Origin of the sequence: Hallella absiana (assembly GCF_025457485.1) — a bacterium.
GTDB classification, from domain to species: Bacteria; Bacteroidota; Bacteroidia; order Bacteroidales; family Bacteroidaceae; genus Prevotella; species Prevotella absiana.
Genome location: NZ_JAMXSP010000039.1, coordinates 1 through 20,119, shown reverse-complemented (window position 1 = coordinate 20,119; position 20,119 = coordinate 1). Strand labels below are relative to the sequence as shown.

Here is a 20,119-nt window from a genome sequence, read left to right as displayed (position 1 = left end):
AAGCCTTCAGGTCATGCCTGAAGGGAATAAGGGATATACCCTTCTTTTTCTATAGATGTGTTACTGTCTTTGGTTAGGCAGCGGCATCTGCCCGCCACGGACAATCCCCCTTGGGCCCAAATGTGATCCTTTTTATATCTCCATCAACGCCCATATTCATGAAAACGCGTTCTGTGCAGCACCATATGGTCTTAAGTCTTAAGCGAGACCATAATATTGAGAGACGATTTTAAATAGACAAAATATAGTGTTTTATGCAGAAAATATCCCAAATCCACACGTTCTTACAGATAATTCCATAGAATTACCATTTATTTATGTTAAAACCGCAAAAATATAGTTTTATTTATCCTGTTTTATATACTTTTGCACAAAAATAATAACCTCGAAACATGAACCATTTATTAAAGGCTGTCCTATTTTCGGCATTAATACTTTCTGGAGGTGACCTTTCAGCACAGGAATCTTCCTTCCAGTTAGGCATTCGCTTGGGAGGCGGTATGTCCGTCAATCCGGGGATGGACAATATTCTTGTTTCAGAGGATTATTACTCCAACTACACTTTCAAGGACAAATGGCAAGCCGTTCCGACGGTTGGCTTTTTTGCACAGTACCATGCTTCGGAATCCATCATAGGAGTGGAAGGCGGCATCAGCTACTGGCAGAAAGCATCCCAATTGGTCTATGATGACAAGGAAGGGTTACACTACGAGGTGACTCCGCGCTACAACTATCTTGGCTTAACAGCCCTTCTCAAAGTCTATCCATGGAAGAAAGGCTTCAATATTGCAGTAGGAGGCCGTGCCGGAGCCAACCTTAATGACAAGGGCATTTCCTATGACAGCAATCAGGAAGAAGAGCGGTTTTCCAAATATCAGTTTGCCACAGTAGCCGAGACCGAGCGCCTGATGAAGGAGAAGTTGACCGGCAAGCCAGATGTGGCCATCGGGGGCGGCTTCGGCTATGAGATTGGAAAGCACTGGGGAATAGACCTTCGCTATTTTTATGGTGTCACCTCGACCATCAAGACTGAGACTAACGATTTCAACTGGGTGGAGAAGCCAACCCACAGTCACAGTATCGAGTTAAGCGTCAGCTATCTCTTTGACATATAACGACCAATTCGCGTTTCGACACTATGGAAGAGAAAGACAGCAGACGTAAGAGATATATCCTTGTAGGGATACTTGTCGTAATAGCAGCAGCCCTCGGCATTGAAAGGTGTATGCAGGACAGGCCGGAAGAAGAACCTTCTGCACAGCATCAGTCTGCAACAACACCTACTTCCTCTTCGCAGAAGACTGCCAAACAAGAAGCAGTCAGTTCCATATCTTCCCAATTAGCAATTAAGCATACTGCCCATACAAACATGGCAGAAAAGCACAATAGCCGTACACTCCAAGAACAAGTACAGCTCAGAAGAAAAACCTTAAACCCAGAAAGAGAATCTACACCTGTATCTTCGTCTTCGTCAGTCCCATCATCTCCCGCTAATGCCATGAATCATGAGGACAGCCAAAATGCGGAAACAAGCCGTCAGCCATCCCAGAATTTGAAAGGAGGGCACGCCCAAAGTACGGAGAGAATGACTTCCAACACAGCGGCTACCGCTTCCCATACAGGACCGCAATATGCTTTCAGCTACAGACATCTGTTCCGTCTTGGTCTCAGGGTCGGTGCCGGATATTCCAAGATTACAGGACTGGGAAGCATTGTTGAGAGCTACGATGTGCGCCCGACGTTTACGATGGAGGAGAGAGGCGGCATTGTCCCCCGGCTTGGCATTTTCGCCACCTGGCAGTACCGCCGCCTCGGCGCGGAGTTAGGTGTGGATTATATGAGGCTCTCCAGCAAGATTACCGAGCATAAGCTACCGCAGAATGTCACGGAGACAACAAAGTTCCACTATGACTTCCTTACTCCGCAAATCATGTTCCGCCTCTACGCTTTCCCAAAATTCTATATGGGCGCCGGCATCAGCGCAGCCATTCCCTTTGGCAGCCGCCATATAGATTTCAGTAACGACCGCAGCGGACAGGTGTACAGCCAGCAAGCAGAGCGCACGCAGGATCATCTCAGGGAGTCGCTCAAAGCCCGCGTACTTTTCATGCCCTCTGTCAAGCTCGGATTTGCAGACCCGAGAAGCGGGCTGGAGGCCGGTATAGAGTATGGCTTCGGTCTTAATGACCTGCTCCACACACGTTCTAATGACTACAGCTATCAGGAGCGTAAGAATAACGTGCAGTATGTCAGTTTCACCATTGGCTACAGCCTGTCGCTGAACAAGAAAGAATAACCTTAAAGCGTCACTTCATGAAACAGAGATACCTCATAACAGCCGTCCTTTTCGCCCTTGCGCTATCATCCGCCGCCCAGACACCGGGAGGTGTGGGAAAGCCGGAGATATGGACCCATGACACCGCATCGGTACGGATTGCACCAGGAACAGGTCTTACATACGTAGGTGTCAGCCGTGTCCTTGGGTCAGAGGAGCAGACAATCTGGAGCTTAGGCAGCGGAAAGAGTACCACGCGCATACAGACAACGGATCGTGCGGCAGACCTCGGTCACGGCACTTTCATGAACTACGCCAAGGACTCGCTTCCCGAGGTGCGTCTGTACAGCTATACCACATCTTTAGGAAACAACGGCCAGACACTGCACATCGGCCGTACTCCCAATGCCAAGCTGCCAGTGAGAAACCTTGAAGGCAATACAGAAGAATATGTCGTCTACAACCGCCAGTTATCCGATGTAGAGCGGCAGCGTGTGGAGAGTTGTCTCGCCCTGAAATATGGCATATCCCTCCGCAGCAGTTATCTGAACTCCCGTGGTGCGGTTATCTGGAACGCCTATACCAACAAGGCCTATAGTCACCGTATCGCCGGCATCATCTCCGACTCACTGTCAGCCCTTCATATCGGTAAGGGCAGGAGCTGTGAGGACGGAGCTTTCCTTACGGTATATACAAGAAAGCGTCTTTCTGACGGTCAGAGTCTGATGTGGGGTGATGACAACGGCAGACTTGCCTTCGCTACGAGCAAGGCATATGGCAAATGGCTCGTCAGGAGGTGGAGGACATCCGCTACCAACATGGCCGGAACAGAGGTAGACCTTGTGGCAGACAGCCGTCAGCTCCGCCAGATACAGCCCCTTTCCGATGGTGAAAGCTATTATCTAGTCGTAGACCCGACAGGTACTGGTCAATTCTCCGTCAAGACATTACTATATTATAAGGCAGAAAAAATATCCGGCGACAGCATCGTGTTCCAGAATGTCAAGCCCGGAAGAAATGATGTGTTCACCCTCCGTGCCGCCAAGGATATGTTCACCACCATAGAGGTCCGGCAACCCGAGGGTAAGAACGGAAGTACCGGAAGCCTCGACGTGAGGGTGACTGGTGGCATACCGCCCTACAGAATTATACTCCGCTGCGAGCGTGCTTCCATCTTCGACCGCACTACCGGCGACAGTCTCCAAAGCGCCGAAGGACTGGCCGAAGGCAAATATCTGTTGTCCACCACCGACCGTATGGGCAATGTCGCCGAGAATGAGTTCCAAATCTCTACGACAGGTATTACGGAGATACCTTCCGATGGCATGACAGATCATGATGGTGGTATCTTCTCCAATGTGCGGATAAGCCCAATGCCGACGACGGACGGATATGTTGATGTGCAGGTAGAGCTTGGCAATACCGCCCCACTGGACATGGCGCTCTATACCACCGGCGGCGCCACGGTCAGCACACGTTTCTACGCCCCAGACTCCTATTTCGCCACGAAGGTCTATCTTCCCTCACCTGGTGTCTATCTCCTGACCCTTCGCAGCGGGAAGCAAGAGAGAACCGTAAAACTGATAAGAAAATAAACAGCCACTGGAATTGTCAACAAGACAGAGCAAACGATGAAGTATTCAACGCATACCCTTATCCTCTCACTGATATTGTTATCAAGTGTCGTTCTGACATCCTGTAACAGGCAGGCAAGCCGTTCTGAGAACAGGACGGCAGTCGAGGCGATATCTGCGGATGCGTCAGAAGATTCCATCCACTCCCGCACCACGGACAAGGCAGGACAGAAAAAGCATGCCGTTGACAGTACGTCTTCCAAGAAGCCGGCCAATCGCATAATCACGAGCCAAAAGGCTGGTGCAGCCACGCATAAAGTCCGGAGACTATCTAACGGCAATCTTGCTGACCTTGCCAGGCGTACGGTGAGCAAGTTCTTCTCCAACGCCGACAGCGACACGCTCTGTGTGGGGCGCGCCCAGCTTGCTGTTCCCCGTGAGGCCATGGCATACGGCAAGGTTCTCAGCATCACCCCGCTAAGACGGGAAGAGCTGCCAGAACTTCCCACGGGCATGGTGAATGTTACAGGCAGCTGTGACACGCTGATGACACGCACAGATACCGTCTCCGGCTACCGTTTTCTCCCTCATGGCAACCATTTCATCCATCATCTGGCCAGCATCAGCGTCCCCTATGACAGCACCCTCATCCCGAAAGGTTATACTGCCGACGACATCCATACCTATTATTATGACGGGCAGCACCGGCGATGGACAATGCTCCAGTCAAAGGGCGTTGACACCCGCCGTGAGGTAGCGATGGCTGAGACCTCCCATTTCACTGATGTCATCAACGGCATCATCAAGGTGCCGGAGAGTCCGGAGACACAGAACTATGTCCCCACGGGCATCAGTGAGCTCAGGGCCGCAGACCCTGCCGCCGGCATCCGGCAGATAGAGGCACCGACTGCCAATCAGAACGGTACGGCAAGCCTGTCCTATCCTTTTGAGACACCGGCGGGGCGCAATGACATCAGTGCCGGTGCCGGACTACAGTACAGCAGCGATGGCGGCAGCAGCTTCGTCGGCTATGGCTGGAGCCTGCCCATGCAGAGCATCGACATAGAGACCCGCTGGGGCGTGCCGCGCTTTGATGAGAAGTACGAGAGCGAGAGCTATCTCCTCATGGGACAGCAGCTTGGCGACCGTCTCTACCGCCGGACGGACTCGCTTACAAGGCAGGCCGACAAGGCGTTCCGCCCGATGGTGGAGAGCAGCTTCAGCAAGATTGTCCGCCGGGGAAACAGTCCGAAGAATTACTTCTGGGAGGTAACCGCCAAGGACGGGACCACCTACAGCTATGGCGGCTACAATGGTCAGGTGAGTGACGAGACGACGCTGACCGACGGCAAGGGCAACCGCATCAAGTGGGTCCTTCAGCGCATCACTGACGTACACGGCAACTTTGCCGCCTTCCATTACACGAAAACTGGCAACAACCTTTATCCTAATAAATACACTTATACAGGCTACGGCTCTGAGGAAGGACTTTACAGCATTGAGTTTGACGTGGACTCAACCGGCTCATTCCGCAAAGACGTTGAAAAGAGCGGACGCTTAGGCATCCTGCAGACCGACAAAGCCCTCCTGAAACGTGTCACTGTCAAGAACAACGGCAGACAGCTTCGTGCTTACCTCATGAACTACGCTTCCGGAGTCTTCGGCAAGACCATGCTGACGGGCATTACTGAACTTGACTCAAAGAACGATACGGTCGATAAGCACAAGTTTGACTACTATCAGGATGTGACAGGCCCTTCCAACCTGTTCTCAAAAGACGCTATCGTCTATACGGCAGAACAGGAGGACTATGGAAGGCTTGTCAAGTCCGTGGTTGGCAATTTCACACAGACGCTGTCCCTGCTGGGCGGCGGTTCCGCCAAGGGTAACACCGTAGGCGGCGGTGTCATGGTCGGAGCCGGTTGGGGACCGGCGTCTGTCAATGCGGGAGCTTCCTACAGTCACACCAAGTCAAGCAATGAAGGCAGGGTGGCCCTTGTGGACATCAATGGCGACGGCATGCCCGACAAGGTGTGGAAGGACCGGCACGGCCTGCACTATCGCCTGAATCAGAACTACGACCTCGGCCATCCCTCTTTCGGAGAGCAAAGGGATATAGAAGGCATATCCAACTTCTCCCAGGGCACGGTGACAAGTCACTCCCTTAATGCCAATGTCGCCACGGGCTTCGGCCCCGGCAGTGCCGGCTATGCAGTCGACAAGACGACCGACCAGAGCAAGACGAAAGTTTATTTTCAGGACTTCAATAGTGACGGCTTAATTGACATAGCCTGCAACGGTACGGTATATTTCAACCATAGCGATGGTGAAACGGTGAAATTCCAAAAGTCAAGTGCAAACACTAAAAATCAGATACTCTCCGCTTCCAGGCCATCCCTTAATCAGACATTCGTTCCTGATTACGAAGCCATCCGCGACTCCCTGGAGCAGGAATATCCCCTGCATGATGTCGTCAGGGTGTGGAGAGCACCCTACACAGGTACCATACAAGTGACGGGCCGTGTGAGCAAGCCCTCGGACTCCGGCGACGGCGTCAGCCTGAGCATGCAGTTTAACAGTGATATTGTCTGGCAGGACACGCTGCTGCAGTCCGGTACGGTCGATGTGCCGGTCCTTACCCGCAGCGTCAGTCCGGGAGACTACATCACGTTCAGGGTCGGTGCACGCTACTCCGGCATGGGAGACGAGGTGGAGTGGGATCCTGCCATTACCTATACGTCGATGAAGGTCGACAGGTATGCCGGGTCTGACCTGGCGCACTATCAAAGCGGCAAGGATTATATCCATGGAGAGTACTCCACGGCTGCCATCGCCGAGGGCAGGACGAACCGCTTCGACGGAACCTTCAGCAAGCAAAAAACCTCCGATGACGTGACATTAGCTGTCATCAAGACCGACAAGGACGGCAACCAGACCATGCTCGACAGCCTGACGCTGAAGGCCGACACCGTTGTCGCCTCGGGCACTTTCGCCGGTACGATAACGGCCGTCGCCGGAGAGGCCGCCAATGTCGACTTCATGATCAAGACCGGCAGCCCGATAGACTGGCAGCAGGTTGACTGGTCACCGGCGTTCTACACCGACGCCACAAAGTACGTGCTGGCTCCCCAGCGCATGATGTTCAACAAGAATATCATCCTTGCCCCTGACACCGTCATCAGCGCAAGGCTTTCGGCTAGTGAATCTCATCTGGGAAAGGGGCTCACGCTCACGCCCCGCCTTACCGTCAGCCGTACATCGGATAAAGACACGGCCCCGGCTACTGTCCATCTGACCATCAAGGACGACAAGGGATCCCTGCTCTACAGGAAGGAGCTTTCCTTGGGCAGCAATAACCGGTTGTCCGCAGACAGCATCCATATCAAGGACGGCACTGAACTTGCCCGTAAGATGACAGCCGGCAAGGTGCAGGTGACCTTCTCCATTCTGAACGAGCTGAGCTCGGCTACGGCTGCTTTGGAGGTACTGCGGGATTCCGTGGACAGTGCCGGTCTCGCCGCACCGGCCATTTTGGGAAAGGTGAAGATAGCAACCGTCAATGCCTCGGTCTATTCAAGCTACAACCGTTTTGACGTTGGTCTGCTCTACAAGGGTTGGGGCGAGTTCGCATGGAACGGCACCCGGCGGTTCTCCGCCATTCCCAAGGAGCAGATGAAGGTGCAGGACAGTAACTCCTATTACCATGACGGGCACATCGACGAGAACGCCGTGGAGGCCAATGGCATGGACATCAACAAGCAGGCCTTCTTTACGATGTCCTATCAGCCCAAGGCTGACCGTTTCGTCAGTGCCACTGACAGCGCGTTCATCACCTTTGACACCATGCGTCCGTCACGCCTTGGCGAGGATGACATCGTGGTGGATTCCGTCGATTATGCTCTGGATGGTGAGGGACTGCCTGCTCCGGTCCTGCTCACGGAATCGAAGTCGAAGGGCAAGACCTACAACCTTGGTTTCTCGTTGGGTACCAGCATCGGCGTGAACAAGAGCCACAGCAAACAGGAGTCCTATACCCGTGTCTCAGCCATGGACCTGAACGGCGACGGTTATCCCGACTGGCTGAGCGACCATGACGGCAAGGTACAGGCACAGCTGACGACACCGACCGGAACACTGGGCAATGAGGAACTGCAATATGACGTGGCGCAGGCCTCCACAAAGGGCGAGGCCAGCAATACCGGGGGTGACATAGGACTGTCTTCAAATCCGGATGACTATTCCTTCAAGAACTTCAACAGTCAGATGGCAGTGGCCAAGACTGCCTTTGCCAAGGCAAAGACCGACAAGGAGGTTATCAGCGACATGCAGGCCAACAGCCAAGGGGCCAGCCATTCAGGTATCGTTTCCGAGTTCTCCTGCGCTGCCAGCGGCAACTTCTCAAGCGGTACTTCCGAGACCGTCCAGGGCTGGGAGGATCTCAACGGCGACGGTCTGCCCGATATGGTGACGGCGGGCAAGGTGCGCTATGGCCTTGGCTATGGCTATACGGCTGAGACAGAATCCGGTCTTGCCATGCTCGAGTCGAGCAAGAACAGCAATTTTGGTGATGGCCTTGGCATCTGCATCCCCGTTCTCGGACTTTTCAGCATCAATGTCGGACAGAACGACACCGAGGACCTTACGTCCACGCAGACCATGCTGTCGGATGTCAACGGTGATGGCCTGCCGGACCTGCTGCGTCTCGACGGCAGCGACCTGAAGGTAACCCTCAATACGGGTGACGGCTTCATGGCAGAGGACGAACTTTACAAGAATCACAATATCTCCGACAACTTAGGATCTTCCGTTGCCTATTACGGCAGCACCGCCTATACCTTTACCATCCATCTCCCATTCGGTTTCAGAATCAATATCACTCCGAGCATCCAGGCCTCGCACAGTGAGAGTGTCAACCGCACCGTAGCCTCGCTGATGGACATAGACGGCGACGGACTGCCCGACCTGGTCTACAGCAACAGTGACAGCCGGCTCGTTGTCCTCCGCAACCTCGCAGGGCGTACCAACCTGCTGAGAACCGTGACGCTGCCCTTCGGCGGCCATATCCATATCGACTATGCGCAGACAGAGCCGAGTTTCGACATGCCCGGCCGCCGCTGGGTGATGTCCAGCGTGGAGACCACCGGCGGCTACAAGGAGAACGGTGCCACAAGCTCGCGCAACGAGTTCACCTACGAGGGAGGATACCGCGACCGCCGCGAGCGTGACTTCTACGGCTTCCACAAGGTGACGACACGGCAGATAGACACGGAGAAAGGAAGCCATGAGGTATATCGTTATTCGGTGGACACCTATGCCAACAATCGGGATTACTACCTTCACGGCCTTGTGACGGATGAGAGCCTCTATAACGGGGCTGGCAGGAAACTGCAAGGAGCCTCCTATATTTATGAGACGGTGAAGGTACAGGACGCACCCGCTTGTGCAAGTGCCATCGGTGCCCACCATGACAACACCGAGGTGCTCTTCCCGGCTCTGACCGAGGTCGTCCAGTCGAACTTCGACGAGACGAGTGGCGACAGCCTTACCACAAAGGTGGAGAATACCTATGATGATTATGGCAACCTCCTTACCTATCAGGAGACAGCGGCCGGTGAACAGCTTGATGCCAAGATTGACTACCACAGGCTGACGGACAAGTACATCGTCAGCGTACCGGGCCATATCACTGTCAGCAGCGGCGGCAGGACCTACCGTGAGCGTAGCACGAAAGTGGACGGCAACGGCGAGATTACGGAGATTACGCTCCACAACAGCGACAAGCCGTCCGTCTACGACATGAAATACGACAGCTACGGCAACATCACCCGGTTGACCAAGCCGGAGAACTACAAGGGCGAGCGTATGTTCTACGCCTACACCTACGATGACCTCTACCACAGTCTCGTGACTAAGGTCAGCGATGCCTACGGCTACAGCTCCACTACCACCTATGACGGATTGTGGAACGTCCCTGCCACCACCACCGACCTCAACGGGCAGCGGATGGAGTACACCTACGACGCATTGGGCAGGCAGAGCACCATACGTGCCCCCTACGAGATAGAGAGCGGCCAGCCCTTTACTGTCAAGTTCGAGTACTTCCCCAAGGAGCGCAAGGCACATACCATCCACTACACGCAGGACGGCAACATCGACACCTACACCTTCGCCGACTCCCTCATGCGTGCCGTCCAGACCAAGCAGACGGGCGTGGTTTGGAACGGCGGCAGCGCGTCCAAGGTGAGCATCGTCAGCGGCAGGGCCGTGCTCGATGCCTTCGGCAGGAACATCGCCGCCTACTATCCCACGACGGAGAGCTACGGCAATATCGGTACCTACAACACCGTCACGGGCGACCTGCAGTCCAAGACCGAATACGATACCCACGACCGTACCGTCAGCGTCACCCTTGCCGACGGCAGCACCACTAAGAGTGACTACTCCATCGTCTCCCATGACGGCATCCCGATGCTGGAGACGAAGGTAACGGATGCCCTCGGCAGAACGGCTGAGAGCTACACCGACGGGAAAGGCCGCAACCGGGAGACGGTGCAGCATGCCGGCGGTGAGAACATCACCGTGAGATATACCTACAATCCCGTGAACGAGGTGACGACGGTGACGCACCCCAACGGCAGGGAAACAAAGTACGAATACGACCAGTTAGGCCGCAAGCTGATGGTGAGCCACCCCGACGCGGGCGAGACCGACATGACCTACGACGCGGCGGGCAACCTCCTTACCAAGCTCACGGCACAGCTCAAAAAGAGCATCTCTGACAAGGGCTGCATCACCTACACTTACGACTATGAGCGGCTGAAGGAGGTGCTCTATCCCGAGAACCTCTTCAACCGGGTTACCTACACCTACGGACAGCCGGGCGACAAGTATAACCGTGCCGGACGGCTTGCCCTCGTGGAGGACGCATCGGGCGGAGAGGCCTACTACTACGGCCGTCAGGGTGAGGTCATCAAGACCGTGCGCACCGTCATGGCGAGCGTGGCGGACATCCGCACCTACGTCTATGGTGCTACCTATGACTCTTGGAACCGTGTCCGCACGATGACCTATCCCGACGGTGAGGTCGTCACCTATCACTACAACGCCGCCGGGCAGGTGGAGAGCCTGACAAGCAGCAAGCAGGGCAAGGAGAGTACCATCGTGGCACAGATAGGCTACGACAAGGACGGACATACCGTCTATCAGAAGCTCGGCAACGGCACGGAGACCACGTACTCCTACGACAAGCAGCGTGAGCGGTTGCAGAACGCTAAGCTGATGATAGCGGGACAAACCGTGATGGATAATAAATACCAATATGATGCCGTGGATAACATCCTTGGTATCAACAACGCGGTTAATCCACAGAATTTCAAAAATCACAATCAAGCAAGACTTGGTGGAGCCTTCAAACATACCTACCAGTATGATGAGTTGAACCGCCTGATTCATGCCACGGGCAAGGCGAAGAACGCATCGTATGACATAACAATGACCTTCGGTCTGATGAGTGAGCCATTGACGAAAGTGCAGAAGGTGGACTCCACTACCACGGCAATGAGCTATAACTTCACCTACAAGTATGAGGACGAGAGCCATCCCACCGCTCCCACGCAGATAGGTCACGACCATTACACGTATGATGCCAACGGCAACCCAATACTTGTAACCAATGATTCGACTAATGCCACACGTGAAATGTACTGGGACGAGGACAACCGACTAATGGTATTAAGCGATAATGGCAAGACATCAAGATATACCTATAACGCAGGTGGCGAGCGCATCATAAAGAGCTACGGTACGATGGAGGGCGTGTACATCAACGGCGCACCGCAGGGCATCACCTTTCACGAGACGGACAATTTTACCTTGTATCCTGCTCCTATAATAAGCATCAACAAGAACCGCTTCACCAAGCACTATTTCATAGGATCACAGAGAGTTGCGAGCCGTATCGGCACAGGCACGTTCAACAACGTCTATGGCGTGAACGGCAGTTACGTCACCGCCGGCCAGCAGGACTATGCTGAGCGTATGAACCAGATAGAGAGCCAAAAAGAGGAATACTACAAGCAGCTCGGCATCGCTCCTGGTGTACCCACCGAGAAGGGTGCTTATGGCGATCCTGAGAATACTGGCGTTGGCTACAACACTATCATCACCAACCTTGGCGACTACAGCGTGCCCGAGGGCTGGGTACAGACACCTAAGCACAACAATGAGCAAGGTAGCAATCCAGGCGCTCCCATCAGTTGGAATGATCCGAGCAATCCTGAAGATCCTCAGGCTGGTTATGGCTACATTCCTAACGATACCACTACGGAAGAGACTTTCTTCTTTCACAGTGACCACCTTGGCAGCACATCCTACATTACCGATGACAAAGGTAACATCACTCAATATGATGCTTACCTTCCCTACGGTGAGCTATTAGTGGACGAGCACTCGTCATCTGAAGAGTTGCCGTATAAGTTCAATGGCAAGGAATTTGACGAGGAGACGGGATTGTACTACTATGGCGCAAGATATATGAATCCTATGGCAAGTGTTTGGTATGGGGTGGATAAACTAACTGAAAAATATCCTACTATTGGTGTCTACACATATGGAGCTGCTAATCCTATAAAGATTACTGATCCTGATGGATATCATGTTGAGGTGACCCCATCGCTACATGGTAAATATAGTGTCGTCGGTGGATTTGCTGATAATGATTTGAACATTTATGTTCATTATGGGACTAAAAATCAAAAAGTAATAGGAAGAATGCTTACCAAATATTCTTTCATGGATGAGAGAGGTAATGCAGTCAAAAATGCAGTTATAGACTTGTCTGATAAATCAGGAGAAAAATTTCTTAGTAATTTCATGAAAGATACTCCAAATCTTATGGTTTACATGCCGAATGCTGTTGGTGGAGAAAAATATGACTTTAAGAGAGCAGGAACAAAAATTGGTGATGCTTTATATAATAATTCAAGTTACCATAATAGAGGAATGCGTGTAAGATTAGGTGGCAAAACCTATATCGCATCTGCGCGAGATATAGGTAATTTTGCAGCAGGTTATGTTGCTGGAAAAAACGACCTATCTTGGGATGCAGCTCGAGCTGCTTTCGATGGTCTTGAAACAGCACAACATGTGGTTAGAGGAAAGTTAGGGATATATAGAGAAGGTAAGCCAACCCAATACGCTGAAAGACTTGGATATAATATAGGCACTCATACTGAGACGGCGAAAGCATTGCGTAATTTACGGCTACATAGAAGTCAATATAATACAACGAGATTCTCATGGTAATTAATAATAAACATAAATACTACATTTTAGGAATAAGTGTATTATTATATATACTCGCCTTGTTTAATACGCTATATGTAGCTGATGCACAGGCAAGTGCAGATATACATATTAGATATGCATATGATGTAACATGTTTGAACTTTTTTATAGGAGGAATTATTATGATCCCTTATGATATTGTATTTGTATTGAATGGAAAAGTTAATTTTACCCTATTATGGTTTAGTAATATCACCTACTTTTATATTCTTTCTCTTTGGGTGAAACAGAGAAGAATGAAAACTCTTTTCATCTTAGTGGTATTGTCTATAACAATGATCATTTCATTTTACTTTTGTCATGATTCTATTATTGGTCGAGATGAAAATATTATTTATAATATCGGGGATAAGGGCATAGGATATTATTTATGGCTAATAAGCTATTTTATCATCCTCTTTGGTATGTTATGGTATAAGGAGGATTAAGTAAGTGAACTATTTTAGTCTGTACAAAACAAGTACGTGGAATCCCCATTTTACTGTCAGTTATGGGAAAATCAAAAGTATTGGGGCTAACCAAGGCTCAGCATCTCGAAGCCGAAAGAGGAATTCCTTGGGACAAAAAAATTATTTCTCTTTGCAATGCCGTGCAATTCTACTGAAAGCCGACAGACGTTCAGCGGCAAAGGTGAGATTACAGCCGGAGGATGAGCGTTACAAGAATCACAATATCTCCGACAACTTAGGATCTTCCGTTGCCTATTACGGCAGCACCGCCTATACCTTTACCATCCATCTCCCTTTCGGTTTCAGAATCAATATCACTCCGAGCATCCAGGCCTCGCACAGTGAGAGTGTCAACCGCACCGTAGCCTCGCTGATGGACATAGACGGCGACGGACTGCCCGACCTGGTCTACAGCAACAGTGACAGCCGGCTCGTTGTCCACCGCAACCTCGCAGGGCGTACCAACCTGCTGAGAACCGTGACGCTGCCCTTCGGCGGCCATATCCATATCGGCTATGCGCAGACTGAGCCGAGTTTCGACATGCCCGGCCGCCGTTGGGTGATGTCCAGCGTGGAGACCACCGGAGGCTATAAGGAGAACGGTGCCACAAGCTCACGCAACGAGTTCACCTACGAGGGAGGATACCGCGACCGCCGCGAGCGTGACTTCTACGGCTTCCACAAGGTGACGACACGGCAGATAGACACGGAGAAAGGAAGCCATGAGGTATATCGTTATTCGGTGGACACCTATGCCAACAATCGGGATTACTACCTTCACGGCCTTGTGACGGATGAGAGCCTCTATGACGGGGCTGGCAGGAAACTGCAAGGAGCCTCCTATATTTATGAGACGGTGAAGGTACAGGACGCGCCCGCTTGTGCAGGTACTATCGGCAGCCACCACGACAATATGGAGGTGCTCTTCCCAGCTCTGACCGAGGTCGTCCAGTCGAACTTCGACGAGGCCAGTGGCGACAGCCTTACCACAAAGGTGGAAAACACCTATGACGATTTCGGCAACCTTCTCACCTATCAGGAGACAGCGGCCGGAGAAAAGCTCGATGCCAGAATCGACTACCACAAGCTGACGGACAAGTACATCGTCAGCGTCCCAAGCCATATCACTGTCAGCAGCGGCGGCAGGACCTACCGTGAGCGCAGCACGAAGGTGGACGGCAACGGCAAGATTACGGAGATTACGCTCCACAACGGCGACAAGCCGTCCGTCTACGACATGAAATACGACAGCTACGGCAACATCACCCGTATGACCAAGCCGGAGAACTACAAGGGCGAGCGTATGTTCTACGCCTACACCTACGATGACCTCTACCACAGTTTCGTGACTAAGGTCAGCGATGCCTACGGCTACAGCTCCACTACCACCTATGACGGATTGTGGAACGTTCCTGCCACCACCACCGACCTCAACGGCCAGCGGATGGAATATACCTACGACGCATTGGGCAGACAAGCAACCATACGCGCGCCCTACGAGATAGAGAGCGGCCAGCCCTTTACTATCAAGTTCGAGTACTTCCCCAAGGAGCGCAAGGCGCATACCATCCACTACACGCAGGACGGCAACATCGACACCTACACCTTTGCCGATTCCCTCATGCGTGCCGTACAGACCAAACAGACGGGTGTAGTATGGAACGGCGGCAGCGCGTCCAAGGTGAGCATCGTCAGCGGCAGGGCCGTGCTCGATGCCTTCGGCAGGAATATCGCCTCCTACTATCCCGTGACGGAGAGCTACAGCAACATCGGCACCTACAACACCGCAACGGGCGACCTGCAGGCCAAGACCGAATACGACAGCCACGACCGCACCACCATGGTGACCCTTGCCGACGGCAGCACCACCAAGAGTGCCTACACCATCGTCTCTCACGACGGCGTTCCGATGCTGGAGACGAAAGTGACGGATGCTCTCGGCAGGACAGCGGAGAGCTACACCGATGAAAAAGGCCGCAACCGGGAGACGGTGCAGCATGCCGGCGGTGAGAACATCACCGTGAGATACGCCTACAATCCCGTGAATGAGGTGACGACGGTGACGCACCCCAACGGCAGGGAAACGAAATATGAGTACGACCTGTTGGGACGCAAGCTGATGGTGAGCCACCCCGACGCGGGCGAGACAGATATGACCTACGACGCGGCGGGCAACCTCCTTACCAAGCTCACGGCACAGCTCAGAAAGAGCATCTCCGAGAAGGGCTGCATCACCTACACCTACGACTATGAGCGGCTGAAGGAGGTACTCTATCCCGAGAACCTCTTCAACCGAGTTACCTACACCTACGGGCAGCCGGGCGACAAGTTTGGCCGTGCCGGACGGCTTGCCCTCGTGGAGGATGCGTCGGGCGGCGAGGCCTACTACTACGGCCGTCAGGGCGAGGTCATCAAGACCGTGCGCACCGTCATGGCGAGCGTGGCGGACATCCGCACCTACGTCTATGGTGCCACCTACGACAGCTGGAACCGTGTACGCACGATGACCTACCCCGATGGTGAGGTCGTCACCTATCACTACAACGCCGCCGGGCAGGTGGAGAGCCTGACGAGCAGCAAGCAGGGCAAGGAGAGTACCATCGTGGCGCAGATAGGCTACGACAAGGACGGACATACCGTCTATCAGAAGCTCGGCAACGGCACGGAGACCACCTATACTTACGACAAGCAGCGCGAGCGGCTGCAGGACATGACACTTACGGGAAGCGGCAACACGCTGATGCAGAACAAGTACCGCTATGATGCTGTGGACAACATCCTCGGCATCACCAATGCCGCCAACCCGCAAGGACTGACAAAGCTCAACAAGGCGAAGTTGGGAGGGGCAAGTACGCACAGCTACCAGTATGACGAGCTGAACCGCCTGATTCATGCCACGGGTAAGGCGAAGAATGCCTCCTATGACATGGCTATGACCTTCGGGCGGATGAGTGAGCCATTGACGAAGGTGCAGAGGGTAGATTCAAGTTTGACGGCTAAGTCGTACAACTTTGCGTATAAGTACGAGGACGAGAACCGCCCCACCGCTCCCACACAGATAGGTCATGACCATTACACGTATGACGCCAACGGCAACCCAATACTTTTAACGAATGACAGTACAAATACCACAAGAGAAATGTACTGGGACGAGGAAAACCGCCTGATGGTACTGTCGGACAACGGCAAGACGAGTCGCTACACCTATAACGCAGGTGGCGAACGCATCATAAAGAGCTACGGCACGATGGAGGGCGTGTACATCAACGGCGCACCGCAGGGAATTACTTTCCATGAGACGGATAATTTTACCTTGTATCCTGCTCCTATAATAAGCATCAACAAGAACCGCTTCACGAAGCATTATTTCATCGGCTCACAGAGAGTGGCGAGCCGCATCGGCACGGGTACGTTCAACAACGTCTATGGCATAAACGGCAGCTATATCACCGCCGGTCAGCAGGACTATGCGGAACGCATGAACCAAATCCAGTCGCAGAAGGAAGCATACTACAAACAATTAGGCGTAGCTCCCGGTGTGCCCACCGAGAAGGGCGCCTACGGTGACCCTGAGAATACGGGTGTAGGCTACAACACGATTATCACCAATCTTGGTGACCACAGTGTGCCGGAAGGCTGGGTACAGACACCTAAGCATAATACGACTGAGGGCAGTACGCCGGGAACACCTATCAACTGGAAAGAGCCGAGCAACCCTGAAGACCCTCAGCCGGGCTATGGCTATATTGCCAACGACACAACGGCAACAGAGGACACATACTTCTACCACTCAGACCACCTTGGCAGCACAAGTTACATCACTGACCAGCAAGGCAACATCACGCAGTATGACGCTTACCTGCCATACGGTGAGTTGTTAGTGGACGAACACTCATCAAGTGAAGAAATGCCATACAAATTTAATGGCAAAGAGTTGGACGAGGAAACGGGCTTGTACTACTATGGTGCGAGGTATATGAACCCAGAGACAAGTTTGTGGTTTGGCGTGGATCTCTTAGCAGAGAAATATGTTAATATATCTACATACCTATTCTGCCACGCAAATCCTATTAAGCGCGTTGACCTAAATGGAATGTATGATGAGAAAACAGCCCAAAAAGTAGCAGCATCATACGGCGCGGAATACCATCAAGATACAAAAAGTAAATTGTGGTATGTTGCCTTAAATGAAACAGGTAACGCAGCATATACTTCTGGCGGGGTTATGACTAGAGATTTTGGTGTAGTAGATAACTGGAAGGTTAAAGGCTTTGGAGCTTTTAAACCTTATTCTGATTTTGTCTCTGTTTTAGGAACCGCAACTTCGACCGTTGCTGGTTTACGATATACGTCATCTTCAATATTTAGAACTGGATATTTTAAGACTTCCGTTAAAGGCGAATATCATAGTTTAAGCATTTTGGAAAGACAATCAAATGGCAAATTTGTTAATGGTGTCCAAGGATTCAGGATAAGTGCCCGTTATGCACAAAATGCTGTGAAAAATATAAGTAAAATTAGTACTACGTTAGGATATCTAAGTACCTCTTGGTCTGTATATAATATGATAGAAGATCCATCTTTTACAAATGGATTTTCATTAACTCGTAATCTGATAGGAACTGCTTTTTGGGAATACGGAGTCTTAGATACCTATATTTCATTATCTTATGATGATTCTAAGAAGAAAGTAGAGCAATCTGTTGGAAATATGTCTAAAGGGTTACCTCCTGGATATGGTATTCCAGACCCTCTTTATGGGGTCCCAGACTATTCTAGCTATCTATTTCTTGATTCATACAAAGAACTTTATAAGAATAAATTAAATAGATAGACATTATACAAAAGATAAACTATTTTATTCACTCTAATTATAGATTATGAAAATAATATCATATTTTTTTATTGGTATGGAATATGCCATATGCAAGGTTCTGTCTTATATACTTGTCTTTTTAAAACGAAATAGGAGTAGTAATTACAAGAATGATGCTTCTGTCTATTTTAGAGCTATTTTCTGCAATAAAAAATTTGTATTCGACAGTATGGGAAACATAAAGGGTCTGTCTGGGCTACTTTGGTTTCTGTTGATTGCGCTTTTGATACCTATAGAAATTAAACAAGATGGAATAAAAGCCGTTCTTGTTATTTTCGCATTAGCTTCTTTAAATATTTTTAGCGATATATTTAAGTTTAAGAATAATTTCATGAATGAAAAGAGAAACGTAATTGTTCTATGGAGTTTTTTACCTCTTGGTGTCTTATTTCTGTATTTATTAGTAAAAGTGTGTTTGAAATAAATATTGCAAGATAACTACCTCGAGGGACGGGTGGAGAACCTAAGAAGCAATAAATTTGGCAGGGAATGCGTTGTAGTATAATAGAGAAATAAATGTCAGTACGATGAAAATAGATAAAAAAAACATTGTCTGGCAGGATACGCTGTTGCAGTCGGGCACCATCAACGTACCGACCTTGACACGCACCGTCAATCCCGGAGACTACATCACATTCAGGGTCGGCGCACGCTACTCCGGCATGGGAGATGAGGTAGAATGGAATCCCGTCGTTACCTATACCTCGATGAAGGTAAACAGGTATGCCGGTGCTGACCTTACGCACTATCAGAGCAGCAAGGATTATATCCATGGCGAGTACTCCACGGCAGCCATCGCCGAGGGCAGGACGAACCGCTTCGACGGAACCTTCAGCAAGCAAAAGACCTCCGATGATGTGACGTTTGCTGTCATCAAGACCGACAAGGACGGCAACCAGACCGTGCTCGACAGCCTGACGCTGAAGGCCGACACCGTTGTCGCCTCTGGCACTTTCGCCGGTACTATAACAGCCGTCGCCGGAGAGGCCGCCAATGTCGACTTCATGATCAGGACCGGCAGCCCCATAGACTGGCAGCAGGTAGACTGGGCACCGGCGTTCTATACCGACACCACAAAATACGTGCTTTCTCCCCAGCGCATGATGTTCAACAATAATATCGTCCTTGCCCCTGACACCGTCATCAGCGCAAGGCTTTCGGCTAGTGAATCTCATCTGGGAAAGGGGCTCACGCTCATGCCCCGCCTTATCGTCAGCCGTACATCGGATAAAGACACGGCCCCGGCTACCGTCCATCAGACCATCAAGGACGACAAGGGATCCCTGCTCTACAGGAAGGAGCTTTCCTTGGGCAGCAATAACCGGTTGTCCGCAGACAGCATCCATATCAAGGACGGCACTGAACTTGCCCGTAAGATGACAGCCGGCAAGGTGCAGGTGACCTTCTCCATTCTGAACGAGCTGAGCTCGGCTACGGCCGCTTTGGAGGTTCTGCGTGACTCCGTGGACAGTGCCGGGCTCGCCGCACCGGCCATTTTGGGAAAGGTGAAGATAGCAACCGTCAATGCCTCGGTCTATTCAAGCTACAACCGTTTTGACGTTGGTCTGCTCTACAAGGGTTGGGGCGAGTTCGCATGGAA

The 20,119-nt window shown here is 51.5% G+C and carries 5 protein-coding genes and 2 pseudogenes; all 7 read left to right on the top strand.

Going from position 1 to position 20,119, the window contains the following annotated elements; genetic code table 11:
* Nucleotides 1-392 precede the first annotated feature (392 nt).
* Nucleotides 393-1,115 (top strand): PorT family protein, encoded by a 723-nt coding sequence (locus NG346_RS13050; RefSeq protein ID WP_262281076.1) that lies wholly within the window; start codon nt 393-395, stop codon nt 1,113-1,115.
* Nucleotides 1,116-1,585: 470 nt separating this feature from the next.
* Entirely contained in the window at nt 1,586-2,296 is a 711-nt protein-coding gene (locus NG346_RS13045; RefSeq protein WP_262281077.1) for a hypothetical protein, read from the top strand.
* A gap of 17 nt (nt 2,297-2,313) precedes the next feature.
* Complete coding sequence (locus NG346_RS13040) at nt 2,314-3,870, top strand: T9SS type A sorting domain-containing protein (RefSeq protein WP_262281078.1); 1,557 nt, start codon at nt 2,314-2,316, stop codon at nt 3,868-3,870.
* Nucleotides 3,871-3,906: 36 nt separating this feature from the next.
* Nucleotides 3,907-13,152: a SpvB/TcaC N-terminal domain-containing protein gene (locus NG346_RS13035; protein WP_262288851.1), complete on the top strand. Its 9,246-nt coding sequence runs from the start codon at nt 3,907-3,909 to the stop codon at nt 13,150-13,152.
* Entirely contained in the window at nt 13,146-13,622 is a 477-nt protein-coding gene (locus NG346_RS13030; RefSeq protein ID WP_262288850.1) for a hypothetical protein, read from the top strand. Before NG346_RS13035 ends, NG346_RS13030 begins: the two co-directional genes overlap by 7 nt.
* A 388-nt stretch (nt 13,623-14,010) precedes the next feature.
* Nucleotides 14,011-18,477, top strand: a pseudogene (locus NG346_RS13025) (RHS repeat-associated core domain-containing protein); the annotation flags it as partial.
* Nucleotides 18,478-19,046: 569 nt separating this feature from the next.
* Nucleotides 19,047-20,119: pseudogene (locus NG346_RS13020) on the top strand (type IV secretion protein Rhs); the annotation flags it as partial.